This window comes from Streptomyces sp. NBC_00448, from assembly GCF_036014115.1.
GTDB lineage: Bacteria > Actinomycetota > Actinomycetes > Streptomycetales > Streptomycetaceae > Actinacidiphila.
On record NZ_CP107913.1, the window covers coordinates 3,893,653 to 3,918,010 of the forward strand.

The following is a 24,358-nucleotide window of genomic DNA, read 5'->3' on the forward strand; positions in this document are numbered from 1 at the left end:
GAAGAACGGGTGGATTATGGCTTATACACAATGCTTGGGCATGGTATGAGCGGGGTTCGAACGCGCAAGGCCGAGTTGCGGGTACAGCTCCTGGAGGCCAGGCGCGCGTTGACCGCGGATGAACGCCAGGCGGCGAGCGCGGCGCTGGTGCAGAGGGTACGTGACTGGGCGCCGCTGGCAAGGGCCGGGACGGTGGCCGCCTACGCGTCCATGGGCACTGAGCCTGGAACGCATGATCTGATCGACGCCCTGCACGCCGACGGCACGCGCGTACTGCTTCCGGTGCTTCAGGCCGACAACGACCTCGACTGGGCCGGCTACGACGGCCCTGGCAGCCTTGAACGTACCTCCCGCGGCCTCCTGGAGCCCACCGGCGAGCGCCTGGGACCACAGGCGGTCACCGATGCGAGCGCGGTGCTGCTGCCCGGGCTCGCCGTCGACCGCCACGGTGTGCGCCTGGGCCGCGGCGGCGGCTCCTACGACCGGGTGCTGGAGCGCCTGTCCGCGGCCGGGACGCATCCCGCGCTCGCGGTGCTCCTGTACGCGCACGAGGTGGTCGACACGGTTCCGCGTGAACCGCACGACCACCTCGTCGACGCCGCCGTCACTCCCGAGGGTGTGCGCCCCTTCCGTCACCCCGGCGGCACAGCTACGGGGTGAGCGCCATCTTCGCCTTTGTCGCCTTGTCGACGCGCTTGTCGGAGAAGTACCAGGGCAGGAGCTTCCCCGCGGCCCACAGGCTCGTCTGGTCGGTGTAGTGAGCGTTGTAGGCGTGTCCTGAGGCGCCAGTGAGGTTGATCCAGCGGGACTTGTCGAAGTCCTGGAGGTTGACGATCATCCGCATGGAGGGCACCCACTCGACGTCGTACCCGCCGGCCGCGTTCCAGCCGGTGGCGTCGACGGCCGCCTCGCCACCGCTGAGCTGCCAGGGGCCGCGGTTGAGCATCCACTTCAGGACACCGGGGCCGTCGGTGCCCAGCGTCTGGTTCTTCAGGTCCAGCTTGTGGAGCCGGCCCCAGCTCCAGGTGTCTATGTCCTTGCCGAGCTTTGCGGTCAGTTCGTAGCGAGCGTCCTTCATGGCCTGCTCGAGCAGCTGGTCGCGGTCACTGTGGTGGGCCGCGTTCTGGTCGACGCCGAAGAACGCGGTCGTGGACATCGTCCACCACTGGCTGTCGGGCTGCTGGAGGATGTTGCGGACCACCTCGAACCAGCGGTCGCCGCCGTCGGGCTGCGCCTCGTCGGCGTCCCGCTCGCCGCACTCCTCGATCGTCTTGGGCTTGCCGTCGAGGTCGTCGACCGGACCGGTCTCCCCCACGGGCGGCACCCTCAGACACTGGCCCTTGGGACGTAGCTCCTTGGGCAGCTTGTTGCCGAACGCCAGCTTCAGGACGTTCCGCCACACCGCGTTGAAATAGGCGGCCGCCGCCGAGTCCGAATCCTGGTTGTAGTCCCATCCTTCGAGCAGCTTTTGTGCGTCGCGCACATAACTGCCCTTGTCATTCTTGATGTTGATCTTCAACAGGTACGGCACGAGCAGTTTGGCGATCTCGCTGCTGTCGTCGTTCTGCATGGACTGCATGTCGTCCATGGAGATCTTGCCGCCGTCCTTGATCTTGGACGCGATGAGGTCGTTGATGCGCTGACTGCGGGTGCCGTAGTCCCAGTCGTTCGTCAGCAGGTACGGGTACTTGCTCTGGTCGATGACGGCCTGGTTCGCGGTGACGATGTAGCCGCTCGGCGGGTTGTACTCGTACGGCATCGACTTGAAGGGGATGTACTTCTTCCAGTCGTAGTGCGAGTCCCAGCCGGGTACGGGATAGGTGCCGTCGTCGCCCGTGGCGCGGATCGGGACCTTGCCTGGCGCCTGGTAGCCGATGTTGCCCTTGGTGTCGGCGTAGATGAGGTTCTGCGACGGCACGGCGAAGTCCGCAGCCGCCGCGCGGAACTGGGTGAAGTCCGTCGCCCTGTCGAGCTCGAAGACGGCGTCCATGGTCTTCGATGGCTGCAGCGCGGTCCAGTTCAGAGCGACCGCGTAACCGCCGTTGACGCCCCCTGGCGGATCGGTGACGGGCGCGGTCTCTCCGACGGTGCGCAGTTCGTCGCTACGGTCGGAGATCACCGGTCCGTTGTTCGTCTCGCGGACGGTGATCGTACGGGGCTTGCCGCCGGCGACCTTGATCGTCTCGCGCCTGGTCGTGAACGGCACCTGCTTGCCGTCGCGCAGGTACGTCTTCGCGGTGACCTTCTCCAGGTAGAGGTCGGTCACATCGGCACCCAGGTTGGTCATACCCCAGGCAATATCCTGGTTGTGGCCGATGATCACACCGGGCATGCCGGAGAAGGTGAATCCCGTGACGTCGTAGGGACACGACTTGCTCACCGTGCGGCAGTGCAGACCCATCTGGTACCAGACGGAGGGCAACTGCGGCGCGAGGTGCGGATCGTTGGCGAGCAGCGGCTTGCCCGTTGTCGTGTACTGACCGGACACCACCCAGGAGTTCGATCCGATGCCGCTGCCGGTCGGACCGAGCAGCGTGGGCATCTGGTCGATGATCTGAGAAATCCCGGCAAGCTGGGTGTCAACGGTGCTGCTGAGACCCTGCGGGTCGCTCGAGCCGGCGTTGCTCTGCGAGTCGGCCGAACCCGCAGGCTTGTACACCTTGGTGGTCGGGTCGACCGTACCCGCCTCGACGATCGGCTGATTGCGACTGTAGGGGTAGTCGGGATAGAGCTGCTTGATCTGCGCCTGGCTGAGTCGACTCGTCATCAAGGTGCGGTCGATCTCGTCCTGCATGTTGTCGCGCAGGTCCCACGCCATGGCCTTCAGCCATGCGACCGAGTCGACGGGCGTCCAGGGCTCCGGCTTGTAGTTGTTGCTCAAGGACAACGCGGCGTACTCCACCGACAGCGAGGCACCGCTGTGGTCCTTCAGGTACGCGTTGACGCCGTCGGTGTACGCGCGCAGGTACTCCTTCGTGGAGGAGTCGAGCTCGGTGTCGTACTCCGTCTGCGCGATGCCGTGCCAGTTCAGAGTGCGCAGGAAGGCGTCGGTCTCGACCTCGCTCTTGCCGAACATCTCCGACAGCCGCCCGGAGGTGAGGTGACGGCGCACGTCCATCTCGTAGAAGCGGTCCTGCGCCTGGACGTAGCCCTGGGCGCGGAAGAGGTCGTCGGGGGTGTCGGCGTAGATCTGCGGGATGCCGTTGGCATCCCGGTCGACGTCGACCGGCGCGGACAGGCCCTTGAGCTTCAAGGAGCCCGACGTCTGCGGGAAGGAGGCGCGCACCGTGCTGACGCTCCAGTACGACCCGTAGCCGAGGCCCGCCACGAGCAGGAGCACGACCGCAATCACGATGAGGCGTAGGCGGCGGGACTTCTTCCGTGCGGGCATCGCTGTCCTTCGAGGGGCAGGGTGGACCGGATGATCAAGTGCTGATTGTGCAAGGGCAACCATAGGCGTACGGCTTGTGGCCGGGAGACGCGGCGTCCAGGTGACCATGCAGTGGACCGAGGAACGTCAAGGGAGGGTAAATTGTTAGGTAAGGCAATGAAGTTGAAAGGATCGGGCCCCTGACTGTCCACCACCTGAACGAGATCCTGCTGATCGGCGCCTCGGTCCTCCTGGTCGCTGTGGTCGCCGTGCGGCTCGCCTCACGCAGCGGGCTTCCGACGCTCCTCATCTACCTCGGCATCGGCGTGATTATCGGACAGGACGGCCTGTTCGGCTTCACCTTTGACGATGTTCAGCTCACCCAAGTGCTGGGCTACGCGGCGCTGGTGGTGATCCTCGCCGAGGGCGGCCTCGGCACGAAGTGGCACGAGATCAAACCCGTGGTTCCGGCGGCCGCCGTCCTGGCCACCGTCGGCCTGCTGGCGAGCGTGTTCATCACCGCCGGCGCAGCACACTACCTGGTCGGCCTCGGCTGGCGTCAGGCGCTGATCATCGGCGCGGTGGTGTCGTCGACGGACGCCGCCGCCGTGTTCTCGGTGCTGCGGAACATCTCGCTCCCCAACCGGGTGACCGGCGTCCTGGAGGCCGAGTCGGGGTTCAACGACGCCCCGGTGGTGATCCTCGTGGTGGCGTTCTCCGCGGCCGGACCCATCGACCACTGGTACCAACTGCTCGGCGAGATTGCGCTGGAACTGGTGATCGGCGCCGCCATCGGCCTCACGGTGGGCTGGTTCGGCGCGTACGCCCTCAAGCACGTCGCTCTGCCCGCGTCCGGCCTGTACCCGATCGCCGTCATGGCCATCGCGGTGGCCGCCTACGCGGCCGGCGCCATGGCGCACGGCTCCGGCTTCCTGGCCGTCTACCTTGCCTCGCTCATCCTGGGCAACGCCAAGCTGCCGCACCGCCCCGCGACCCGCGGCTTCGCAGAAGGGCTGGGGTGGATCGCACAGATCGGTTTGTTCGTGCTACTCGGGCTCCTGGTGACTCCGCACGAGCTGGGCGACGACATAGTGCCCGCCATCGTCATCGGGCTCTTCCTGACGCTGGTCGCCCGCCCCGCGTCGGTCGTCGTCAGCCTGGTGCCGTTCCGCGTCCCATGGCGCGACCAGGCGCTGATGTCGTGGGCTGGCCTGAGGGGGGCGGTGCCCATCGTCCTGGCGACCATCCCCATGGTCGCCGATGTCACGGACAGCAAACGGATCTTCAACATCGTCTTCGTCCTTGTGATCATCTACACCTTGGTGCAGGGACCGACGCTGCCCTGGATGGCACGGCACTTGCACCTGGGCGACGTCGACGGCGCCGGGACCGCCGACCTGGGCATCGAGTCCGCGCCCCTGGAACGGCTGCAAGGGCACCTGCTTTCCGTCGCGATCCCGGGCGGCTCCAAGATGCACGGCGTCGAGGTCGGCGAGCTGCGACTGCCGCAGGGCGCTGCTGTGACGCTCGTGGTGCGCGACGGCAAGAGCTTCGTGCCGCTGCCGGCGACGATGCTGCGCAGGGGGGACGAGCTACTCGTCGTGACCACCGATCCGGTACGTGACGCCACGGAGGACAGGCTTCGTGCCGTCGGGCGCGGCGGCAAGCTGGCGGGCTGGCTGAGCGGCGGCTGATGGCTTCGGGTGGCGGACACGAGGTGAGGTTTACGTATGATGAGCCGGTATTAGTCGAGTACGACCCCTGCCTGACGCAGGACCGGCGCGGTGATCCGCGCTGAGCGGACGGTCCTCGGCGCGAGCGCGGCCAAAGGCACGTGTACGCGTCACCAGGCGGCAGAAAGTCCGGACCGTGGCATCCAAGGTGCCCACCTCTTCGCCTTCCCCCCTGCCCTCCTCGCCTCCCCGACCGGCGCCACAGGCGCCAGGTTCCACCGCCTCGGGCGCGCAGCCGGACGGAGAAGCTCGCAGCCCGGGGTATCGCAGCCTCCTGCGCACCCCCGGCGCCTGGGCGTTCGTCCTGCCCGGCCTCGCCGCGCGGCAACCGTTCGCGATGCTCACCATCAGCATGGTGCTGCTGGTGAGGCACGCGACCGGTTCCTACGGGATGGCGGGTGCAGCGGCGGCCATCACGGGGGCGGCGAGTGCGCTGTGCGCGCCGCAGGGCGGCCGGCTCGCCGACCGCTACGGGCAGCGCGCGGTCCTGCTCCCGGGAGTTGTCCTGCACGCGCTGTCCGTCACGGCAGTGGTGGTGCTGGCCGTGTCCGGGGCACCGGCGTGGGCGCTCCTCTCGACGGCCGTGCCGGCGGGCGCCACCGTCCCTCAGGTCGGGCCCATGGTGCGGTCGCGCTGGGCTGTCGCGCTGGACGATCCGCTGTCGCCCCTCATGCAGACCGCCGCCGCCTTCGAGTCGGTGACCGACGAGCTCACCTTCGTGGTGGGTCCCGTCATCGCGACGGCTCTGTGCACAGCGGTCCACCCGGCGGCGGGGCTGGTCGCAGAAGCCGCGCTGACCCTCGTCGGCGGCATGCTCTTCGCGGCCCAACGACGATCCGAGCCGCATCCGCACCAAGCGTCGGCAAGCGAGGGAAGGGCGCACGCCTCCGCCTTGTCGCTGCCGGGGGTGCGTGCCTTGGCCGTCGCGTTTCTGGGCGTCGGGGCAGTGTTCGGCGGCATGCAGGTGTCGCTCGCCGCGTTTACGCAGGAAGTCGGCAGGCCGGGGCTCAACGGCGTGCTCTACGGCACGTTCGCGGCCGGCAACATGGTGGCCGGTGCGGTCTACGGCGCCGTCTCCTGGCGCCATGCGCCCCGCACCCGGCTGCTCGCCGCCTATATGGGCCTCACGGTGGCCTGCGCGCCCCTGTGGGCCGCTCACTCCCTCGCCCTGTTGAGTGTGCTTCCGCTGATCGCAGGTCTGTTCATCGCCCCCACGATCGTGACCGGGTACTCGCTTGTCGACGCCCTGGTGCCGCGAACGGCCCGAACCGAGGCGTTCACGTGGCTGACCGGGGCCGTCGCGTTCGGGCAGGCGATAGCGGTGACGGTGGCAGGTCTGCTCACCGACGCGCGAGGCTCGTCGGCCGGTTTCATGGTGCCGCTGGTGGGCACATCGCTGGCACTGGTGGTGCTCGTCGGGCTCCGCGGCCGACTGGTGCCCGCTCCCTCGGGAGCGGGCGTGGCAGGTGGGATCGGTCACCGTCCGCCGGTCTCAGTGGACTGACGGCGGGAAATACTGCACTATTGAGCGTCGTTAGCACTCAACAAGTGAGAGTGCCAGGAGGAGCAAGTGCCGACGTACCAGTACCAGTGCACCGAGTGCGGCGAGGCCCTAGAGGCGGTGCAGAAGTTCAGCGATGACGCGCTGACTGAGTGCCCCAACTGCGCCGGACGGCTGCGCAAGGTCTTCTCGGCGGTGGGCGTGGTCTTCAAGGGCTCCGGTTTCTATCGGACCGACAGCCGCGGCTCGTCGTCGAGTAGCACCCCGGCGCCCAAGAGCGGCGGTTCGGACACCAAGTCCACCGAAAGCAGCAAATCGTCGAGTTCGAGCAGCACGACGACGTCAGGCACCTCCTCGTCGTCGAGCAGCACGTCGGCCGCCTGACCCGCACGTTCGCCCCCGGCCCGACACTCCAAGACCTTACGAACCCCTGCTGTCCCTACAGCAGGGGTTCGTCGTGTCTCCGGCCGCCGATTAGGCTGATCCACATGGTGGAGAGCAGCGGCGCGCAGGCACAGGCCGAAATCGGCGTCATCGGGGGATCGGGGTTCTACTCGTTTCTTGACGATGTGACAGAAGTCACTGTCGATACTCCTTACGGCGCTCCCAGCGACTCCCTGTTCATCGGCGAGGTCGCCGGACGCCGGGTGGCATTCCTGCCGCGACACGGCCGCAAGCATCATCTGCCCCCGCACAGGATCAACTACCGCGCCAATCTGTGGGCGCTCGCGTCGGTCGGCGCGCGCCAGGTCCTCGGACCGTGCGCGGTCGGCGGCTTGCACGCGCAGTTCGGTCCGGGCACCCTCCTCATCCCCGACCAGCTGGTCGATCGGACGAAAGGCCGCGTCCAGACCTACTTCGACGGCGAGACCCGAGCCGACGGGCAGGCACCCAATGTGGTTCATGTGACCTTCGCCGACCCCTACTGCCCTGTCGGCCGGAGCGCCGCGATCAGCACTGCGCGGGCCGGCGGCTGGGACGCCGTGGACGGGGGGACGTTGGTCGTCGTGGAAGGGCCTCGGTTCTCCACTCGCGCGGAATCCCTATGGCACGCCGCGCAGGGATGGTCGGTCGTGGGGATGACCGGGCACCCCGAAGCCGTCCTCGCCCGGGAACTCGGGCTCTGCTACACGTCGTTGACGCTGGTTACCGACTTGGATGCGGGCGCGGACACCGGTGACGGCGTCTCGCACGAGGAGGTGCTCGAGGTGTTCGCCGCCAATGTCGGGAGGATGCGCGACGTCCTCTTCGATGTGGTCGGAGCGCTGCCCGCCGACAGCGAACGGAACTGCCTGTGTGTCAACCCGCTGGGCGGCCAGGAACCCGGCATCAAACTTCCTTAGCGACACCGACCCGATAAGTCAACGAGCAGAATAATTTTCCCCCTGCTAGGCGACCGGTTATCCACAGGGTACCGGTTGTCCACAGGTACTCGAACGATGTTGCGGGAAATGCGTCACCGTGGATACGCCGACTGATTGCGGTCGGCCTTTCCTCCACGTCGGGCGGTGTTCGAGCATGAATTTCCCCAATCCCCCCATGTCTTCCGCATCCTGCGTTCCCGCCGGGCCGCACCCCGGATCGGCATCAAGCACGCCCGAGTCGTACACACCGCCTCGCATCGCGGTGCCGGTCTTCCCGCCCATCCGCGCAGGCGGACGAGGCGGAGGAAGGCTCGGTGCGGCCATTCGACGTAGACGGCGGCACCTTGCCACCGGGTTGGCCTTGGTGGCAGCGGTCGTTGCGGTCGCCTCGGCACACGGCGCTGCGCCACGGCGCGAACGGGCGGCACCCCGCGCGACCGCGCGGACCTCCCCGACCACCCCCGCGTCGCGTACGAATCCCGAGACGCGGCTGGTGAAGGCACCAGTAAGGATCGCCGATCCGGAAACGGTAGCTCTGCTGCGCCCGGGTACGCATGTGGATGTGCTCGCCGGTGCCCGGGTGGTGGCTTCGAGTGTCGCCGTGGTGTCGGTACCGCCAAGTCCCGCTCAGCTTCGGCAGGCGAGTCCCGTAGCGCCTGAGAACGCCGGTACGAGTGGCGGCGCGCTGATCGTGCTGGCCGTGCCGCGTCGCACGGCCGCGGCACTGTCCGGAGCCGCCGCGACGTCGCCCCTGGGGGTGACGCTGTGCTGAACCACCCGCTCACGAAAAGCAATCGGACTGCCACGGGCCCCAGCACCCCTCATGACGGCACACATCAATCCGCCGCAGCGGGAGCCGAGGAGACGCACAACACTGTGCGGCAAGGGCAATCCGAACCTGCCGGCCAGGTCCAAGGAACTCCTCACACGCGGCAATATGATCGGTCTCATCGTCGTGGCGCTCACCGGTGCCGTGTTCAGCAATATCGCGAACTCGGCGGCGGGCGAGTTCATCGGTCCGCTCGTCGGTGCATTCGGTATGACGGACCCCGCTGGGCACTCGTCCTGTCGCACAAGGCCGTGCATGGTGAACGGCAAGGGCGACGAGACCGTGCCGCTGAGGGACGTCAGGGACGTGACCGCCGCTCGCAGCGCTGGTGCCGACAGTTGATCGGTGCGGCGAACGCGGTCCGTGGGAACGGTGACAGGGTCGGCGGCCGGGACCTGCTTCAGATGTGGTGCGGTGGCTTCTCGTTGAGGAACCGCGTGAAGTCGTCGTCCGCCCCTCCCGAAGGGGAATCGCCCCAGACCCGGTCGGTGTCATCGGCCGCAGGCCGGTCGAGCGGGTCGTCGAAGACCAACCCGGCAGCCGCGGAGGACGGCACCCCGACCGAAGGCCGGCCGCCCGTGGTGGGGCGGACGGAGGGTCCCGGGCCCGATGTCGCGGGCTCGCGTCCGGTCTCGTCACCTGTGGTCATGGCACCAGGGTACGGCGCCGCACAGGGCTCGTGGGAGCCGTCCCCACCCAAGAAGGTGTACGGAGATACCCCAAGTGTCCGTTTGAGGCACCCGGCCGGATATACCTGGCCTCATGGACACCCCGAAGCCGATGCCGTCCCCAGCGCCACCGCCCGCAAGCGGACTCGTGCAGGTACTGGACCTCGACCGAAGCGACCACGCGTACCGTCGCTGGTTGAGCACTGCTGTGGCGAAGGTCCATGCCGACGCCAACAGGTCCGCCGATACCCATTTGCTGTCAGTTCCGCTCCCGGCGGACTGGGGCGTCGACCTCTATCTGAAGGACGAGTCGACCCATCCGACGGGCTCGCTCAAGCACCGGCTGGCCCGCTCACTGTTCCTCTACGCCCTGTGCAACGGATGGATCAGGCCGGGGCGCCCGGTGATCGAGGCTTCGAGCGGGTCGACGGCGGTCTCGGAGGCGTACTTCGCCCGTCTGATCGGTGTCCCCTTTGTGGCTGTGATGGCCCGCGGAACGGTACGGGCGAAGGTGGAGTTGATCGAGTTCCAGGGCGGCCGATGTCATCTGGTCGACAATCCGAGCGAGGTGTACGAGGCGGCTGCCCGGTTGGCCAAGGAGACCGGCGGCCACTATATGGACCAGTTCACGTACGCGGAGCGGGCGACGGACTGGCGGGGCAACAACAACATCGCGGAGTCGATCTTCAGGCAGATGGCCGCGGAACGCCATCCGATCCCGACCTGGATCGTGGCGACGGCCGGGACGGGGGGCACCTCGGCGACTCTGGCCCGATACGTGCGCTACGCGCAGGCGACGACGGGTATCTGCGTGGCCGATCCGGAGAACTCGGCGTTCTTCCCGGGCTGGCGGGACAACGACCCGAGCGCGACGACCGCGACGGGTTCGCGGATCGAAGGGATCGGCCGGCAGCGGGTGGAGCCGAGTTTCGTGCCGGGTGCGATCGACCGGATGATGCGAGTACCGGACGCGGCCTCGGTCGCCGCCGTCCGCGTCCTGGCAAAGCTGCTGGGACGGCGGGCGGGGGCATCGACGGGAACCGGCCTGTGGGCGGCGTTCCGGATCATCTCCGAGATGCGTGAGCGCGGCGAGCGTGGCAGCGTCGTCGGGCTGCTGTGCGATCCGGGCGAGCGGTACGTGGAGAAGTACTACGCGGACGCGTGGCTGCTGGAGCAGGGACTGGACATCGCGCCGTATCTGGAGTGTCTGGAGCGGTTCCTGGCCACCGGGCGACTGGAGGGGCCGTAAGCGGGGCAGCTCCGGATGGGCCGCACCGCCCTCTTCTGCGTGCTGTACTGGTCTCCTTCGTCATCTGGTGATCCGGAGGCAGCGTTCGCCGGTTCCTGAGTGTGGGCCGGATCTGCCTCAGACCCCGGTGGCGCCAAGGAGCGTGCCGACGGCGTAGGTGACGGCCATCGCGATGACGCCGCCTGCGACGTTACGGACGACGGCTGGGCGTACCGGGGCGTTGCCGAGAAGGGCACTGACCCGACCGCATGTGACGAGCGCGACGAGCACGGACACGACGGTGACAGCCAGGCGCCAGCCGTGGGGTGGCAGCACGATGGCGAGCAGCGGCAGCAAGGCGCCGGCCGTGAAGGAGACGAAGCTCGCCCAGGCGGCGTGCCAGGGGTTGGCGAGTTCGTTCGGGTCGATGCCGAGCTCGACACGGGCGTGGGCGCCCAGGGCGTCGCGGGCGGTGAGTTGCTTGGCGACCTCATGGGCGAGTTCGTGGGTGATGCCTTGTTCTTCGAGCAGGCCGGTGAGTTCGGCGAGTTCGGCTTGGGGGGTGGCGGCGAGTTCTTCGCGTTCGACGGCGAGGGCGGCCTGCTCGGAGTCGCGCTGAGTGCTGACGGAGACGTACTCGCCGGCGGCCATCGACAGGGAGCCGGCGAGCAGTCCGGCTAGTCCGGCGGTGAGGAGCGCGGAGCGGGAGTCGGTGGCTCCGGCGACGCCGACGACGATGCCGGCGGTGGAGACCACGCCGTCGTTGGCGCCGAGGACGGCGGCACGCAGCCAGTTCAGGCGGGTGCCGAGGCCGTTGTGGTGCGGCTCGTCGGGGCGTTCCCCGGGGTGGTCCGCCAGGTCACGTGCGTCGGGTCTGTCGCTGTTGCCGGCGCGGTCGTCGCTCATGCCAGGCAGCGTCTCATTCCGCGCCCTGCAGGCGGTGGCAGGACAGGCCGAACCCCGGCGCGGGGGGGGATGCACCGGGGCTCGGGTCTTGGGGCCACGGGTTGCGTGGCGGTGGGTTATGCCGCTTCGTAGTCCAGGCCGGTGGCGCGGGCCATGCGCTTGAGGTCGGCGAGGGCGTGCTTTTCGATCTGGCGGATGCGTTCGCGAGTGAGGCCGTGTTCCTTACCGACCTCGGTGAGGGTGCGTTCGCGGCCGTCCACGATGCCGTAGCGGGCCCGGATGATGGACGCGGTGCGGTCGTCGAGGCGGTCGATGAGGCCGTCGAGTTCCTCGCGGCGCAACATGACGAGGACCGAGTCCTCCGGGGAGGGTGCGGCGCCGTCTTCGACGAGGTCACCGAATTCCGTCTCGCCTTCGGCGTCGACCGACATGTTGAGCGAGACCGGGTCGCGGGCCCAATCCAGGACGTCGGAGACGCGCTCGGGGGTGGAGCCGAGTTCGGTGGCGATCTCGGAGGGTTCGGCGTCTCGGCCGTTCTCACGGTTGAATTCGCGCTGGACACGGCGAATCCTGCCGAGTTCCTCGACGAGGTGGACGGGCAGCCGGATGGTGCGGGACTGGTCGGCGATGGAGCGTGTGATGGCCTGGCGAATCCACCAGGTCGCGTAGGTGGAGAACTTGAAGCCCTTGGCGTAGTCGAACTTCTCGACGGCGCGGACCAAGCCGGCGTTCCCCTCCTGGATCAGGTCGAGCAGCGGCAGACCGCTGCGCGGGTAGCGTCGGGCGACGGCGACGACCAGGCGCAGGTTGGAGCGGATGAAGATGTCCTTGGCGCGTTCGCCTGCGGCGACGAGCGCTTCGAGTTCCTCGCGCTTGGCGTCGCTGCCCGCGGACGCGGGCAGTTCGGCGTCGGCGGTGAGTATGCGCTCCGCATAGACGCCTGCTTCGATGTCGCGGGAGAGCTCAACCTCCCTGGCGGCGTCGAGCAGCGGTGTGCGCGCGATCTCGTCCAGGTACATGCCGACGAGGTCGCGGTCGGCGACTTCCCCGCCTGCGGCGCGAACGCTGCTGGTCCCGCCTGCGTGACGACGGGCGACGGCACGGGTTGCCATGCGTGCTCCCTTTCGAAGGTGCGGTCGGTCTGTTTGTCGGATCGGTACGGTCGCTTCGTCGGCTTCCGCCGTGTGCGGCTTCCTTAGTTCTGCGGCTGCCCCATCCGTTCTGGATAACGACTGGAATACGGACACAATTCCCAAGTCGTCACCTGTTTTTTATGATCATGCAGTACCCTGTTCCGCCACACAGAGAGGCCACATGGTGGCAGATCGTATGAACGTGCAGGTCGACCCCGGCGGCGAGGCCGATCTGGCAGCCCTGACGGACATCTACAACCACTACGTCCGCGAGACGGCTGTCACGTTCGACGTCACTCCCCTCACGCCCGGCGAACGCCGTCCGTGGCTGCTCTCCCATCCGGAAGACGGCCCTCATCGGCTGATGGTTGCTCGGATACCCGGTTCGGACGGGCGGGTTCTCGGTTATGCGACCAGTAGCGCGTTCCGTCCGAAGGCCGCGTACGCGACGTCGGTGGAGACCAGCGTCTACCTGGCGTCCGATGTCGGCGGGCGCGGCATCGGGACTCTGCTTTACGAGCGGCTTTTCGAAGCACTGGCAGCCGAGGACGTCCACCGGGCGTACGCGGGCGTCACTCTCCCGAATGACGCGTCGGTGCGCATCCATGAGCGGTTCGGGTTCCGGCAGGTCGGGCTGTACGAGGAGGTGGGCCGCAAGTTCGGTGAGTACCACGACGTGGCGTGGTTCGAGAAGCGGCTCGCCTGACATCGCGCCCTACCAGGCCTCCAGGGCGCGGACCACCCGAGACGACTCTTTGAAGTTTCAATCTCATGGGATACCGTCAAGGCATACGGTTGAAACTTCAAGGAGGCGCGATGACCACGGCGGCACCGGAGCGCATGCCCGCGCTCTATCTCTCGCACGGCGCGCCGCCGCTGGCGGACGACCCCGTGTGGCCGGGGGAACTCGCCGCCTGGGCGGCTGCTCTGCCCCGTCCGAAGGCGATCCTGATCGTCTCGGCGCACTGGGAGGAGGCGCCTCTGGCGATCGGCGCCACCGGCCGCGTGCCCCTGGTGTACGACTTCTGGGGTTTCCCCGAGCACTACTACCAGGTGACGTACGACGCCCCTGGCGCCCCGGCACTCGCCGAGGATGTGCGCAAGTTGCTGCGCGGCGCCGGGCGGCCGGTGCAGGACGTCCCTGAGCGCGGCCTGGACCATGGGGCGTACGTGCCGCTGGTGGAGATGTTCCCGGCTGCCGACATCCCGGTGCTCCAGGTGTCGATGCCGACACTGGAGCCGCAGCAGCTGATGGAGATCGGGCGCAGGCTCGCGCCACTGCGTGATGAGGGCGTGCTGATCGTCGGCAGCGGCTTCTTCACGCACAACCTGGCGGCACTGCGGCATGCGGGCGACGGGCCGCCGAGTTGGTCGACCGAGTTCGACGACTGGGGGCATCGGGCTCTGGGAGCCCAGGACATCGACGGGCTGCTGGACTTCGAGCACGCCTCCCCTTCGGGGCGGCTGGCGCATCCGCGTACCGAGCATTTCGCGCCGTTGTTCGTCACGCTCGGCGCCGCCGAGTCCGAGATCGGCGGTCAGCGCAGCATCATCGACGGCTTCTGGATGGGGCTGGCCAAGCGTTCCGTCCAGTTCGGCTGAACAGCAAGACGCGCATACCCCTGCGGATTCGACGTATCGCGAAGGGCCTGGCCGTACCGGCCGGGGCGGCCTCGGTGCCGGGCTTGCGGGTCGAACGGCTCCGGCTTCGGTGCCTCGTCGAGCAAGGCCGGCACCGAGGCGGACACGGCGGACACGAACGGCAGGTCCCCGTCGCATCCGGGAAAACCCGGGGCGACGGGGACCTGCCGTTTACGCGTCGGCGCCTGGGGCGCGGCGGTCGATCGTCAGTGTGCGACGACCGGGATGGCGATGTCCTCGAGGGAGTCGTCGCCGTCGGCACGGGTGCCCGTGTTCTGGACACCGGCGTTCAGGAAGGTGAACGCGATGGCCGAGGCCGCGAGCAGGATGCCCATCGCCACGTAGATGGCGACGGAGTAGCCGTGGACCGCGCCCTCGTTGATCAGCAGCGGGTTCGTCTTGTCAGCCGCACTGTGCATGTGGCTGGCGGCCCAGGAGGTGGTCGCGCTGGCCGCCAGGGTGTTCAGCAGCGCGGTGCCGATGGAGCCGCCGACCTGCTGCGAGGTGTTGACCATGGCGGACGCGACACCGGCGTCCTCCGGCCGCACCCCGTATGTCGCCAGGCTCATGGCCGGCATGAACGCCGTACCCATGCCCAGGCCCATGAGGACCAGGCCGGGCAGCAGCACCTCGGCGTAGCTGGAGTCGACCTTGATCTGGGCGAGGATGGCCATGCCGATCGCGGCGACCAGGAAGCCGGGCGCCATCAGCAGCCGCGGGCGGACCCGCAGCATCAGTCGCGCACCGATCTGGGTGGAGCCCACGATCATGCCGCCGACCATCGGCAGGAAGGCGAAGCCGGACTTGAGCGCCGAGTAGTCCTTGACCTGCTGGAGGTAGTAGGTCAGGAACAGGAACAGGCCGAACATGCCGATGACGGCGAGACCCAGCGAGAGGTAGATACCGCCGCGGTTTCGGTCGGTGACGACGCGCAGCGGCAGCAGGGGGCTGCGGACGCGCGCCTCGACGTAGGCGAACGAGCCCAGCAGCACCACGGAGGCGACGAACAGGCCGATCGTCATGCTGGAGGTCCAGCCGTCGGCCTCGGCGCGGCTGAAGCCGTAGACCAGGGCGATCAGGCCGGCGCTTGCGAGGACCACACCCGGGGTGTCGAGGCGGTTGCGGTTGCGGCCCTTGGCGGGCTCGTGGATGTACGTGACGGCACCGATGACGGCGACCACGGCGAACGCGATGTTGACGAAGAGCACCCAGCGCCAGTTCAGGTACTGGGTGAGGACGCCGCCGAGGATGAGGCCGACGGCCGCGCCGGCGCCGGCGATGGCGCCGTAGACGCCGAACGCCTTCGCGCGTTCCCTGGCGTCGGTGAACATGACCGCGAGCAGCGACAGGGCGGCGGGCGCGAGCAGCGCGCCGAAGGCACCCTGCAGGGCGCGGGCGCCGTAGAGCATCGCCGGGTTGACCGCCGCGCCGCCGATGGCGGAGGCGGCCGCGAAACCGAGCAGGCCGACGACGAACGCGTTCTTGCGTCCCCACAGGTCGGCGATGCGGCCACCGAACAGGAGCAGGCCGCCGAAGGCCAGGGTGTAGGCGGTGATGACCCACTGGCGGTTGCCGTCGGAGATGCCCAGCGCCTTCTGGGCGGATGGCAGTGCGATGTTCACGACGGTCGCGTCGAGCACGACCATCAGCTGGGCGAGCGCGATGAATATGAGCGCTGTCCAGCGCTTCGGATCAGGTTGGAGCTGTTCAGGCATGTGTGGTCTCACAAAACGAGTTGCGGAGTGACAGGACGTGGGGACGTGTGTCAGCAAGTGGTCCGGGTGGGATGGGCGTCCTCAACCCGGTTCCGGCGCACGGGGGAGACGAGCGGTCTTCTGTGGCGCCGGTCAGCCGCCGTACTGGTCGGCCGTTGCGTGCGGGTCGCGATCCGTGGAGTGATCGACGGCGCGGCGAAGTCGCCCACGCTAATACCCGCCCGGGGTGACGAGCGAACGGTTAATGGCAGCCTTGCAGATCCTCCAGGGTCGCGGCGGTCCCCTCGAGCGTCGACCGCGCGGGGGCGCGCAGTCCGTCGAGGAAGAGTTGCAGGTGCCGTCGCATGAAGCGGTCGAAGCCGATGCAGCCGGTGCCCGGCAGCGGCCGGGTGAGCTGTGTCAGCGCGACCATGAGGTCGCCGACCGCGATGTCGCCGCGTATCTGGCCGGAGCACTGGGCCAGGTCCATGATCGCGGTGATCGCGCGTTCCATGCGGCGTGCTTCGTGGTCCACCGCGGGCTCGGCGCGGTCGAACGCGGTTGACAGCATGGGACACAGGGCGCCGATGCGTTCTTCAGCGGCCTCGAAGGCGAACCGCTGGAGTGCCGAGAGGGCGTCGGGCTCCTCGGCGAGTGCGTCCTCGGCGCGCTGCGCGGTACGGGCCATCACCGACAGGGCGACCTGGCGGACCAGTTCGGTGCGGTCCGTGAAGTGGCGGTACAGCGTGGCGTTGCCGACGCCGGCGCGACGCGCCACTTCGTCCAGGGGAACGTCGGGGCCGAACTCCACGATCGCCTCGCGGGCGGCTTCGACGATCCGCTCGCGGTTGCGGGTGGCGTCCGCACGCAGCCTCGCGGTGCGCGGCTTGGCGGCGGTGCCGATGTCGAGCGTCACGACCAAGCTCCTTTCGGCGGTCTGGGTGCCGGTGTCTGGTGGGCCCGGGAGGGCCGGTGGCGAAGCGGAGGGTCTCCCCGTTTCCGTACGCAGGGTTAAACGGGGAGTCGATCCCCGGATATTTCCCGCGTATAAGTGATGCGCGTCACATCCGATGATCCGTTTTTATTGAAGCTTCAATGAGGGGCCCTACGATGGGCCCATGAAGTGGCTGACCGAAGACGAGCAGGCGACCTGGCGGGCCTTCCTGCAGGCCACGACCCTGCTGGAGGACCATCTCGACCGCCAGCTCCAACGGGACGCGGGCATGCCGCACATGTACTACGCACTGCTCAGCGCGCTCTCCGAGACGCCCCAGCGCCGGATGAGGATGACCGATCTCGCCGAGCGGACCAAAATCACCCGCTCCCGGCTCTCGCACGCCGTCGCGCGCCTGGAGGGCAACGGCTGGCTGCGCCGCGAGAACTGCCCCTCCGACCGCCGCGGGCAGCTCGCGGTGCTGACCGACGCCGGATACGAAGAGCTGGTGCGCACCGCGTCCGGGCACGTCACCGCGGTTCGCACGGCGATCTTCGAACGGCTCAGCCCGGAGCAGACCGAGCAGCTCGGGGAGATCTCCCGGATCATCGCCGACGGCCTGCACCACCCGCAGGGCGCGGACCTGCCCTGGCTCCGCTGAGCGCGCAGCCGACCCCGCCACAAGCCGCCGAGCGGCCGTCTGCGGCGCTTTCGTCCCGAATTCGACCTCCGGGAGCCTCTCGGGTCCAGCAGGCCGTCAGCGACGCCCTGAGCGGGCCAGCCACCGGCCTTCGTGCCGGCTGACCTCGATCGGCCGGCCGAAGCACTCGCTCATCCGCTCCGCGGTGAGGACGTCCCCGGCGGGACCCGCGGTGAGCACCCGGCCCTCCTTGAGGAGCAGCACGTGCCCGATGGCCGGTGACAGCTCCTCCAGGTGGTGCGTGACGGTGATCGTGGCCAGGGCGGTGCGGATGGTCGCGAGCCGGTGCATGGCGTCGATGAGGTCCTCGCGGGAGGGCAGGTCGAGCGCGTTGAACGGTTCGTCGAGCAGCAGCAGCGACGGGTCGGCCATCAGCGCCCGCGCCACCAGGATGCGCGCCCGCTGACCGCCGGAGCACACGCCGAAGGCGCGGTCGGCGAGTTCCTTGATCTCCAACTCGGCCAGCAAGGCCTGTGCACGCTCCCGCACCTCGTCGTCGTACTTGCGCCACAGCGGCTGCACGGTGCCGGTGTGGCCGGTCAGCACGATGGTGTGCGCCGTCGCGTCCCGCGGGACCTTCTGCGCGGAGGACACCAGACCTATGTGGGCGCGCAGCTCTCGCATGTCGACGCGGCCCAGACGGTGGCCGAGCACCTCGACCGAACCGGTCGTCGGGTGCATGAGGGCGCCGATCAACCGGAGCATGGTCGTCTTGCCGGCACCGTTGGCGCCCAGCAGTGCCCAGTGCTCACCGGAGCGCACGGTCCAGTCGATGTCGTCGAGGATGACCTGGCCGGTGGTGTACCGGCGAACGCTGACCGCGTCGAGAGCCGCGACCACCGGCTGCGTGGGACCGGTCGTGTCCTTGCCGTTCGCTGCCATGGCGAAACGCTAGCTGTAGGCACCAACTGCCCGCACGGGCATTCCGCGATGTGGATACCGCCGCGTCGCGGCACGTGCATCGGCAGGCGGCCGCCGGCCCAGCCGCCCGGTTCACATCGCGGCGCCGCCCTGGGCGGTCGGGTCCGACAGGCTCGCAGGCACACCACGCCGGTACAGCAGCAAGGTGACCACGAAACCGACGGCGAAGAACCCGGAGGCCCACCAGTACGCGACCGAGTAGCTGTGCAACTGCGCCTGGGCGGCGACCGCGGCGGACGGCGGCTTGCCCGCCGCGTATCGGGTCGCGGCGCTGGTGGCCAGGGTGTTGAACAGTGATGTGCCGATGGAGCCGCCGACCTGCTGCGAGGTGTTCACCATCGCCGAGGCCACGCCCGCGTCGCGGGGTTTGACGCCCGCCGTGGCGAGGTTCATACCGGTGGCGAAGATCATGCCCAGGCCCACACCCAGGACGAGCAGCGGGGGCAGCACATGGGCCGCGTAGGTGCTGTTGCGGTCGAGCGCCGTCAGCCACGCCATCGCGCCGGCGGACAGCAGCATGCCGGTCGGGACGATCGGCTTCGCGCCGTAGCGCGGCACGAGGAGGTTCGTCGTGGTCACTGACACGATCATGATGACGGCGACCATCGGCAGGAACGCCAGGCCGGTCTTCACCGGCGAGTACAGCAGCGTCCGTTGCAGGTAGTAGGTCAGGAACAGGAACACGCCGAACATGCCCGCGCCCGAGATGAACATCGCGAGGAACGACGCACCCCGGTCGCGGTCGCCCACCACGCGCAGCGGCAGCAGCGGTTGGCGTGCCCGCCCCTGCCACCACACGAAGGCGACGAGGAGCACGACCCCGACGAGCAGGAAACCCCAGGTGCTCGGGGCGCTCCACGGGTGGCGTTCGGCGTTCGAGAAGCCGTAGACGATGCAGAACAGACCGCCGGAGACCAGGATCGCGCCGGGCAGGTCGAGGGTGGGTCGGTCGGGCTGGGTCCCCGCGCGCAGCAGGCGCATGCCGCCGATGAAGGCGATGACGGCGAAGATCAGGTTGACGTACAGGCACCAGCGCCAGTTCAGGTACTCGGTGAGCAGGCCGCCGAGGAGCAGGCCGACCGCGCCGCCCGCACCGGCGATGGCGCCGTAGATGCCGAACGCCTTCGCGCGCTCTCCGGGGTCGGTGAACGTCGTCGTCAGCAGCGACAGAGCCGCGGGGGCGAGCAGCGCCCCGAACATGCCCTGCAGGGCGCGGGCCGCGACCAGCACTTCGAAGCTCGGCGCGCCACCGCCGATGGCCGACGCGACGGCGAAACCGATCAGACCGATCAGGAACGTCCTCTTGCGCCCGATCAGGTCGGCGAGCCGGCCGCCCAGCAGCAGCAGGGAGCCGAACGCGAGCGCGTAGGCGGTGACGATCCACTGCCGGTTGCCGTTGCTGAAGCCCAGTGCGGTCTGGGCGGAGGGCAGCGCGATGTTCACGATGGTCGCGTCCAGGACGACCATCAACTGGGCCAGGGCGACGACGCCCAGCACCCACCAGCGGTGGTTCGAGGAGTCGACGACGCTCGGACGCCGAGGCCGTTTCGTGCCGCTGCCCACGTCCGAGCCCGCAGAGGTTCCCTGGGTGCCACGGGCCATGAGGTGGTCTCCTTAGCGCGAGTGGCGCACCCCCCGAGGTCGGTCCCACGCTAGGCGCAGGTCGGAAGGGCTGCCACGTGGGAGCGCCACCGCGCCCAGGTCTGCAGGGCCGGTCCTCCGACTCGTGGTCCGGGGACCGGCCCTTGCGCGCGGCTCGCGTCAGGTGGGCGGCGGCGCGGGTGCGGTGAGGGGCGGAGCGGATTCGGGGGGCCGCCCGCGCCCGGGCCCCGTCCCGGGCGTGGGGGCAGATCCTCCGTCCCCGGATTCGCCGCCTGGTGCCGGTGCGGGGAACCGGAGATCACCCGCGACCGCCATCGGGCGACCGTCCCGGGAGGCGATGACGGTCACGGAGCGGTCGGCCGCGCGGTGGTCGGCGGGGCGCGCGAGCGGGTTGCGAGCCGGCGGCACGGCGGGCGGGCGGCCCGCGGTGCCGCTCGACGGGGCCGGTCCTGTCACAGCCCTGCGTGCCCTGAGCAGCAGACGAACGTCCACCGGCGTGCCCTTCGTGTGACCGACCGCCACGCGACCCGTGCTTCACCGGGTGTGCGGCACCGACAAAACGATCTTTATCCGAGGGCTCCGTGCGGCTAACGCCGTGTCACCCGGATGGCGCGGCCCGATGAGCACATCGGCGCACGGCGGTGTACGGCGCTCCCGGGTTGCCGTGCGCCGGTGCGATGGTCCGCCGATCAGCAGATCCGCGTGATCGACGGTCACCCGCACGTGAAACGACCGCGGCTGTTCACGTACGCACTAACACCGCGCGCGGTGCGTGCGCCGAGGCCGTTTTCTGGGGTCGGAGGGACGGAGTGCCCGAGCGGTTCGGCGAGGTGGCGAGGGGAGGGTGCGGATGGCCGGCGACGCGGACGGCACGCACTCCGAAGGCGCGAGCCAGGCACCGCTCGGCTCCGGGGAGCGGGCGGAACTCGACGCCCTGCGCGCAGGTCGCCCCGCGCGCCACAGGCTGCGGTCGGCGCTGTCAGCCGTCCTGATCATCCTGGCCGCGCTGCTGGCGCCGCTGAGCGCGGTCGCCGTGTGGGTGGCGGACGACATGGCGAACACCGACCGCTATGTGCGTACGGTCGGGCCACTGGCGTCGAAACCCGAAGTCCAGGCGGCAGTGGCCACCACCGTCACTGATGCGGTCATGCGGCGGATCGACATCGACACCCTGCTGTCGCAGGTGGCGCCGGACAAGCGGCCCGGCGTCAAGGCGGCGTTGGGCGCGTTGGGCGGTCCGATCACCCAAGGCATCAGGGACCTCGTGCACCAGACGGTCGCCTCCTTCGTGGCGAGCGACGCCTTCAAGACCCTGTGGACGCAGCTCAACCGCCGCACGCACGCCGCTTTCATCGGCGCGCTCACCGGGAACAGCGACAGCGCGGTGCGGATCAACGGTGACGCGGTGACGCTCGACCTGGCGCCGGTCGTCGAGCAGGTCAAGCAGCGGCTGGTGGACCGCGGGCTGACGGTGGCGTCGCACATTCCGCCGGTGCACACGGACTTCACGCTGCTGGAGTCGGATGACGTCAAACGGGCTAGAACGGGGTTCCGGGTGCTGCAACTGGCCGGGAACTGGCTGCCCGTGGTCACCGTGCTGCTGGCCGGCGTCGGGGTGCTGCTGGCGGCACGCCGGCGGCGGGCGCTGGTGACCGCGGCGCTGGCGATCGCCGCGGGGGCGGCGGTGCTGGGGATCGGCCTGACGGTCTTCCGGATCGTCTACCTGGACCACCTTCCGACGGACGTCGACGAGCGGGCGGCGGGCGTGGTCTACGACCAGATCGTGCACTTTCTGCGGGAGACGGTGCGCACGGTGATCGTGTTGGGGGTGGTCGTGGCCCTCGGCGCGTGGCTGAGCGGGGCCGGGCGGTGGGCGGCGCGGGTCAGGTCGGCGTGGGAGTCGGGGCTCGCGGCGGCCAGGGATGCCACAGGGGTGTCGTTGGGGCCGGTGGGGCCGTGGGTGCACCGGTATCGCCACCTGCTGCACTGGTTGGTGGTCCTGGTGGCGGTGGTCGTCCTTCTCCTGTGGTCGTACCCGACCGGGATGGTCATCTTCTGGATCGCGCTTGCGGCGCTCGCGGCGCTGGCGGTCGTCGAGTTCCTGGACGACCGCCGTCGCGGAAGCGGCCCGAAGGCCACCGCCCCTTAGCGCGCGCCTTCGTGGCCTTCCGCCGTCAACCCGCCGCCGGAGAAGTCACCCTTTCGAAGACGCGCGTCATCTTCCGTCCGAAGACGTCAACCTTCCACGGCGAGCGCGGCGAGCTGCTGCGCGAACGGCACCACTTCCATGCCGTCCGCCCGGGCCGGCTCCCGCGGCTCCCCCAGGTGCTCCGTCCCGTCGGCCGGGTGCAGCGGCCGGCCGGGACGGGCACCCAGGAGCGCGGCGAGTTCGGCCGCGGCACGGTCGACGCGGGCGGCCAGTGCGCCGTCGCCGTCCGACGCCCAGTCCTCGGAGGCGGCGTACACCGCGGTGGGTACGACCACTGCCCGCAGGTAGGCGAACAGGGGCCGCATCGCGTGCTCGAGCACCAGGGAGTGCCGGGCGGTTCCGCCGGTCGCCGCGGCCAGCACGGGCAGGCCGGTGAGGGCGTCCTTGTCGATGACGTCGAAGAACGACTTGAACAGTCCGCTGTAGGAGCCGGTGAACACCGGGGTGACGGCGATCAGACCGTCGGCGGAGGTAACGGCTTCGACGGCGTCGCTCAGTGGCGGCGAGGGGAAGCCGGTGACCATGTTCTGCGCGATGTCGGTGGCGAGTTCGCGCAGCTCGATCACCTGGACGTCGACGTCGGCGTGCCGCGCGGTGGCGGCCGCCAGGCGGTCGGCGAGCAGCCGGGTCGACGACGGCTTGCCGAGGCCCGCGGTGACCACGACCAGTTGCTTCGTCATGCCCGCACCTCCTGGGTGTCGGCCGGGGCGCCGGCAGGGTCCTGGCCGCCCTGGTCGCGGCGTGCGACCAGCGCGTCGTGGGTGGGGCCGTCCGGAACCTGTGCCGGGCGCCCCTTGGCGAACTCCTCGCGCAGCACGGGAACGACGTGCTCGCCGAGGATGTCGAGCTGTTCGAGGACCGTCTTCAGCGGCAGGCCCGCGTGGTCCATCAGGAAGAGCTGCCGCTGGTAGTCGCCGAAGGACTCGCGGAAGGTCAGCGTCTTGTCGATGACCTCCTGCGGCGAGCCGACGGTGAGCGGTGTCTGCTCGGTGAACTCCTCGAGGGACGGGCCGTGCCCGTAGACGGGCGCGTTGTCGAAGTACGGGCGGAACTCGCGCACCGCGTCCTGCGAGTTCTTCCGCATGAACACCTGACCGCCCAGGCCGACGATCGCCTGCTCGGGCGTGCCGTGTCCGTAGTGGGCGAAGCGGTCGCGGTACAGGCCGATCAGCCGCTTGAAGTGGTCCTTGGGCCAGAAGATGTTGTTCGCGAAGAAACCGTCGCCGTAGTACGCGGCCTGCTCGGCGATCTCCGGGCTGCGGATGGAGCCGTGCCAGACGAACGGGGGCACGCCGTCCAGCGGCCTGGGCGTGGCGGTGAAGGACTGCAGCGGGGTGCGGAAGCGGCCGGCCCAGTCCACGGACTCCTCGCGCCACAGCTTGTGCAGCAGTGCGTAGTTCTCGACCGCGAGCGGGATGCCCTGGCGGATGTCCTTGCCGAACCACGGGTAGACCGGGCCGGTGTTTCCCCGCCCCATCATCAGGTCGACGCGGCCGCCGGCGAGGTGCTGGAGCATCGCGAAGTCCTCAGCGATCTTCACCGGGTCGTTGGTCGTGATGAGGGTGGTGGACGTGGACAGGATCAGATGATCGGTCCGCGCGGCGATGTAGCCGAGCATGGTGGTCGGGGAGGACGGCACGAACGGCGGGTTGTGGTGCTCGCCGGTCGCGAAGACGTCCAGCCCGACCTCCTCGGCCTTCGACGCGATCGCGACCATCGCCTTGATCCGGTCGTGCTCGCTCGGCGTACGGCCCGTGGTCGGGTCGGTCGTGACGTCGCCGACCGTGAAGATTCCGAACTGCATCTCTGTCCCACCGTCCCATCTGGTTGATTGTTCAACCACACGAACATTCCACCACAGCGCGCTATTCCCCGCCGCCCCCACCCCCACGGCCGGCCCGCCGGCCCGCCGGGCCCGTTTGCCC

The 24,358-nt window shown here is 69.2% G+C and carries 21 protein-coding genes; 11 read left to right on the top strand and 10 right to left on the bottom strand.

Going from position 1 to position 24,358, the window contains the following annotated elements:
• Window positions 1–45 precede the first annotated feature (45 nt).
• On the top strand, window positions 46–660 hold the full coding sequence (locus OG370_RS16420; protein WP_328464941.1) for a 5-formyltetrahydrofolate cyclo-ligase: 615 nt from the start codon (window positions 46–48) through the stop codon (window positions 658–660).
• On the opposite strand, the gene OG370_RS16425 is transcribed toward OG370_RS16420, so the two are convergent.
• On the bottom strand, window positions 650–3,391 hold the full coding sequence (locus OG370_RS16425; protein ID WP_328464943.1) for a penicillin acylase family protein: 2,742 nt from the start codon (window positions 3,389–3,391) through the stop codon (window positions 650–652). The two genes, OG370_RS16420 and OG370_RS16425, sit on opposite strands and share 11 nt — an antisense overlap.
• Window positions 3,392–3,570: 179 nt before the next feature.
• On the opposite strand from OG370_RS16425, the gene OG370_RS16430 reads away from it, so the two are divergent.
• The 5 genes from OG370_RS16430 to OG370_RS16450 all read left to right on the top strand — a co-directional run bounded on the left by OG370_RS16430 (window position 3,571) and on the right by OG370_RS16450 (window position 9,139).
• Complete coding sequence (locus tag OG370_RS16430) at window positions 3,571–5,064, top strand: potassium/proton antiporter (protein ID WP_328474165.1); 1,494 nt, start codon at window positions 3,571–3,573, stop codon at window positions 5,062–5,064.
• Between the two features lie 376 nt (window positions 5,065–5,440).
• Entirely contained in the window at window positions 5,441–6,607 is a 1,167-nt protein-coding gene (locus tag OG370_RS16435) for an MFS transporter (RefSeq protein WP_443060685.1), read from the top strand.
• Window positions 6,608–6,673: 66 nt separating this feature from the next.
• The gene (locus OG370_RS16440) at window positions 6,674–6,988 is read left to right on the top strand and encodes an FmdB family zinc ribbon protein (RefSeq protein ID WP_328464945.1); all 315 of its coding nucleotides are present in this window, start codon (window positions 6,674–6,676) and stop codon (window positions 6,986–6,988) included.
• 104 nt (window positions 6,989–7,092) lie between these two features.
• Window positions 7,093–7,947 (top strand): S-methyl-5'-thioadenosine phosphorylase, encoded by an 855-nt coding sequence (locus OG370_RS16445; RefSeq protein ID WP_328464947.1) that lies wholly within the window; start codon window positions 7,093–7,095, stop codon window positions 7,945–7,947.
• Window positions 7,948–8,791: 844 nt separating this feature from the next.
• Window positions 8,792–9,139: a hypothetical protein gene (locus tag OG370_RS16450; protein ID WP_328464949.1), complete on the top strand. Its 348-nt coding sequence runs from the start codon at window positions 8,792–8,794 to the stop codon at window positions 9,137–9,139.
• A 58-nt stretch (window positions 9,140–9,197) separates the two neighbouring features.
• Here the strand turns inward: OG370_RS16450 and OG370_RS16455 are convergent, their stop codons facing one another.
• Window positions 9,198–9,446 (bottom strand): hypothetical protein, encoded by a 249-nt coding sequence (locus OG370_RS16455; RefSeq protein WP_328464951.1) that lies wholly within the window; start codon window positions 9,444–9,446, stop codon window positions 9,198–9,200.
• Window positions 9,447–9,577: 131 nt separating this feature from the next.
• On the opposite strand from OG370_RS16455, the gene OG370_RS16460 reads away from it, so the two are divergent.
• Window positions 9,578–10,714 carry a PLP-dependent cysteine synthase family protein gene (locus OG370_RS16460; protein ID WP_328474169.1) on the top strand — a complete coding sequence of 379 codons (1,137 nt, stop codon included), beginning with the start codon at window positions 9,578–9,580 and terminating at the stop codon, window positions 10,712–10,714.
• Window positions 10,715–10,831: 117 nt separating this feature from the next.
• Here OG370_RS16460 and OG370_RS16465 read toward each other — a convergent pair whose 3' ends face one another.
• Together OG370_RS16465 and OG370_RS16470 are read right to left on the bottom strand one after the other, a co-directional pair.
• On the bottom strand, window positions 10,832–11,599 hold the full coding sequence (locus OG370_RS16465) for a VIT1/CCC1 transporter family protein (RefSeq protein WP_328464952.1): 768 nt from the start codon (window positions 11,597–11,599) through the stop codon (window positions 10,832–10,834).
• A 116-nt stretch (window positions 11,600–11,715) separates the two neighbouring features.
• Complete coding sequence (locus OG370_RS16470) at window positions 11,716–12,711, bottom strand: sigma-70 family RNA polymerase sigma factor (protein ID WP_328464954.1); 996 nt, start codon at window positions 12,709–12,711, stop codon at window positions 11,716–11,718.
• Window positions 12,712–12,928: 217 nt separating this feature from the next.
• Here OG370_RS16470 and OG370_RS16475 point away from each other — a divergent pair, with 217 nt between their 5' ends.
• Together OG370_RS16475 and OG370_RS16480 are read left to right on the top strand one after the other, a co-directional pair.
• Window positions 12,929–13,438 (top strand): GNAT family N-acetyltransferase, encoded by a 510-nt coding sequence (locus tag OG370_RS16475; RefSeq protein WP_443060686.1) that lies wholly within the window; start codon window positions 12,929–12,931, stop codon window positions 13,436–13,438.
• A 110-nt stretch (window positions 13,439–13,548) separates the two neighbouring features.
• Window positions 13,549–14,334, top strand: a complete 786-nt coding sequence (locus OG370_RS16480; protein WP_328464958.1) for a dioxygenase family protein — start codon at window positions 13,549–13,551, stop codon at window positions 14,332–14,334.
• A gap of 245 nt (window positions 14,335–14,579) precedes the next feature.
• On the opposite strand, the gene OG370_RS16485 is transcribed toward OG370_RS16480, so the two are convergent.
• Both OG370_RS16485 and OG370_RS16490 read right to left on the bottom strand, forming a co-directional pair.
• Window positions 14,580–16,088 carry an MFS transporter gene (locus OG370_RS16485; RefSeq protein WP_328464959.1) on the bottom strand — a complete coding sequence of 503 codons (1,509 nt, stop codon included), beginning with the start codon at window positions 16,086–16,088 and terminating at the stop codon, window positions 14,580–14,582.
• A 241-nt stretch (window positions 16,089–16,329) separates the two neighbouring features.
• Window positions 16,330–16,983, bottom strand: coding sequence for a TetR/AcrR family transcriptional regulator (locus OG370_RS16490; protein ID WP_328464961.1), 654 nt, complete (start codon window positions 16,981–16,983; stop codon window positions 16,330–16,332).
• A 202-nt stretch (window positions 16,984–17,185) separates the two neighbouring features.
• On the opposite strand from OG370_RS16490, the gene OG370_RS16495 reads away from it, so the two are divergent.
• Window positions 17,186–17,662 (top strand): MarR family winged helix-turn-helix transcriptional regulator, encoded by a 477-nt coding sequence (locus OG370_RS16495; protein WP_328464962.1) that lies wholly within the window; start codon window positions 17,186–17,188, stop codon window positions 17,660–17,662.
• A gap of 96 nt (window positions 17,663–17,758) precedes the next feature.
• Here OG370_RS16495 and OG370_RS16500 read toward each other — a convergent pair whose 3' ends face one another.
• Window positions 17,759–18,583 (bottom strand): ABC transporter ATP-binding protein, encoded by an 825-nt coding sequence (locus OG370_RS16500; RefSeq protein WP_328464963.1) that lies wholly within the window; start codon window positions 18,581–18,583, stop codon window positions 17,759–17,761.
• A gap of 111 nt (window positions 18,584–18,694) precedes the next feature.
• Entirely contained in the window at window positions 18,695–20,224 is a 1,530-nt protein-coding gene (locus OG370_RS16505; protein ID WP_328464964.1) for an MFS transporter, read from the bottom strand.
• Between the two features lie 850 nt (window positions 20,225–21,074).
• Between OG370_RS16505 and OG370_RS16510 the strand changes: the two genes are divergently transcribed.
• Window positions 21,075–22,373, top strand: coding sequence for a hypothetical protein (locus tag OG370_RS16510; RefSeq protein ID WP_328464966.1), 1,299 nt, complete (start codon window positions 21,075–21,077; stop codon window positions 22,371–22,373).
• 86 nt (window positions 22,374–22,459) lie between these two features.
• On the opposite strand, the gene OG370_RS16515 is transcribed toward OG370_RS16510, so the two are convergent.
• Together OG370_RS16515 and OG370_RS16520 are read right to left on the bottom strand one after the other, a co-directional pair.
• Window positions 22,460–23,113, bottom strand: coding sequence for an FMN reductase (locus OG370_RS16515; RefSeq protein WP_328464968.1), 654 nt, complete (start codon window positions 23,111–23,113; stop codon window positions 22,460–22,462).
• On the bottom strand, window positions 23,110–24,237 hold the full coding sequence (locus OG370_RS16520) for an LLM class flavin-dependent oxidoreductase (RefSeq protein ID WP_328464969.1): 1,128 nt from the start codon (window positions 24,235–24,237) through the stop codon (window positions 23,110–23,112). The genes OG370_RS16515 and OG370_RS16520 overlap by 4 nt, the downstream gene beginning before the upstream one ends.
• Window positions 24,238–24,358 lie beyond the last annotated feature (121 nt).

Excerpts from the sequence above, each read along its gene's own strand:
- OG370_RS16465 (WP_328464952.1), bottom strand. The coding sequence starts at position 11,599 with ATGAGCGACGACCGCGCCGGCAACAGCGACAGACCCGACGCACGTGAC.
- OG370_RS16460 (WP_328474169.1), top strand. The coding sequence starts at position 9,578 with ATGCCGTCCCCAGCGCCACCGCCCGCAAGCGGACTCGTGCAGGTACTG.
- OG370_RS16435 (WP_443060685.1), top strand. The coding sequence starts at position 5,441 with ATGCTCACCATCAGCATGGTGCTGCTGGTGAGGCACGCGACCGGTTCC.
- OG370_RS16445 (WP_328464947.1), top strand. The coding sequence starts at position 7,093 with ATGGTGGAGAGCAGCGGCGCGCAGGCACAGGCCGAAATCGGCGTCATC.
- OG370_RS16480 (WP_328464958.1), top strand. The coding sequence starts at position 13,549 with ATGACCACGGCGGCACCGGAGCGCATGCCCGCGCTCTATCTCTCGCAC.
- OG370_RS16515 (WP_328464968.1), bottom strand. The coding sequence starts at position 23,113 with ATGACGAAGCAACTGGTCGTGGTCACCGCGGGCCTCGGCAAGCCGTCG.
- OG370_RS16500 (WP_328464963.1), bottom strand. The coding sequence starts at position 18,583 with ATGGCAGCGAACGGCAAGGACACGACCGGTCCCACGCAGCCGGTGGTC.
- OG370_RS16450 (WP_328464949.1), top strand. The coding sequence starts at position 8,792 with ATGACGGCACACATCAATCCGCCGCAGCGGGAGCCGAGGAGACGCACA.
- OG370_RS16505 (WP_328464964.1), bottom strand. The coding sequence starts at position 20,224 with ATGGCCCGTGGCACCCAGGGAACCTCTGCGGGCTCGGACGTGGGCAGC.
- OG370_RS16495 (WP_328464962.1), top strand. The coding sequence starts at position 17,186 with ATGAAGTGGCTGACCGAAGACGAGCAGGCGACCTGGCGGGCCTTCCTG.
- OG370_RS16485 (WP_328464959.1), bottom strand. The coding sequence starts at position 16,088 with ATGCCTGAACAGCTCCAACCTGATCCGAAGCGCTGGACAGCGCTCATA.
- OG370_RS16425 (WP_328464943.1), bottom strand. The coding sequence starts at position 3,391 with ATGCCCGCACGGAAGAAGTCCCGCCGCCTACGCCTCATCGTGATTGCG.
- OG370_RS16510 (WP_328464966.1), top strand. The coding sequence starts at position 21,075 with ATGGCCGGCGACGCGGACGGCACGCACTCCGAAGGCGCGAGCCAGGCA.
- OG370_RS16520 (WP_328464969.1), bottom strand. The coding sequence starts at position 24,237 with ATGCAGTTCGGAATCTTCACGGTCGGCGACGTCACGACCGACCCGACC.
- OG370_RS16470 (WP_328464954.1), bottom strand. The coding sequence starts at position 12,711 with ATGGCAACCCGTGCCGTCGCCCGTCGTCACGCAGGCGGGACCAGCAGC.
- OG370_RS16455 (WP_328464951.1), bottom strand. The coding sequence starts at position 9,446 with ATGACCACAGGTGACGAGACCGGACGCGAGCCCGCGACATCGGGCCCG.
- OG370_RS16420 (WP_328464941.1), top strand. The coding sequence starts at position 46 with ATGAGCGGGGTTCGAACGCGCAAGGCCGAGTTGCGGGTACAGCTCCTG.
- OG370_RS16475 (WP_443060686.1), top strand. The coding sequence starts at position 12,929 with ATGAACGTGCAGGTCGACCCCGGCGGCGAGGCCGATCTGGCAGCCCTG.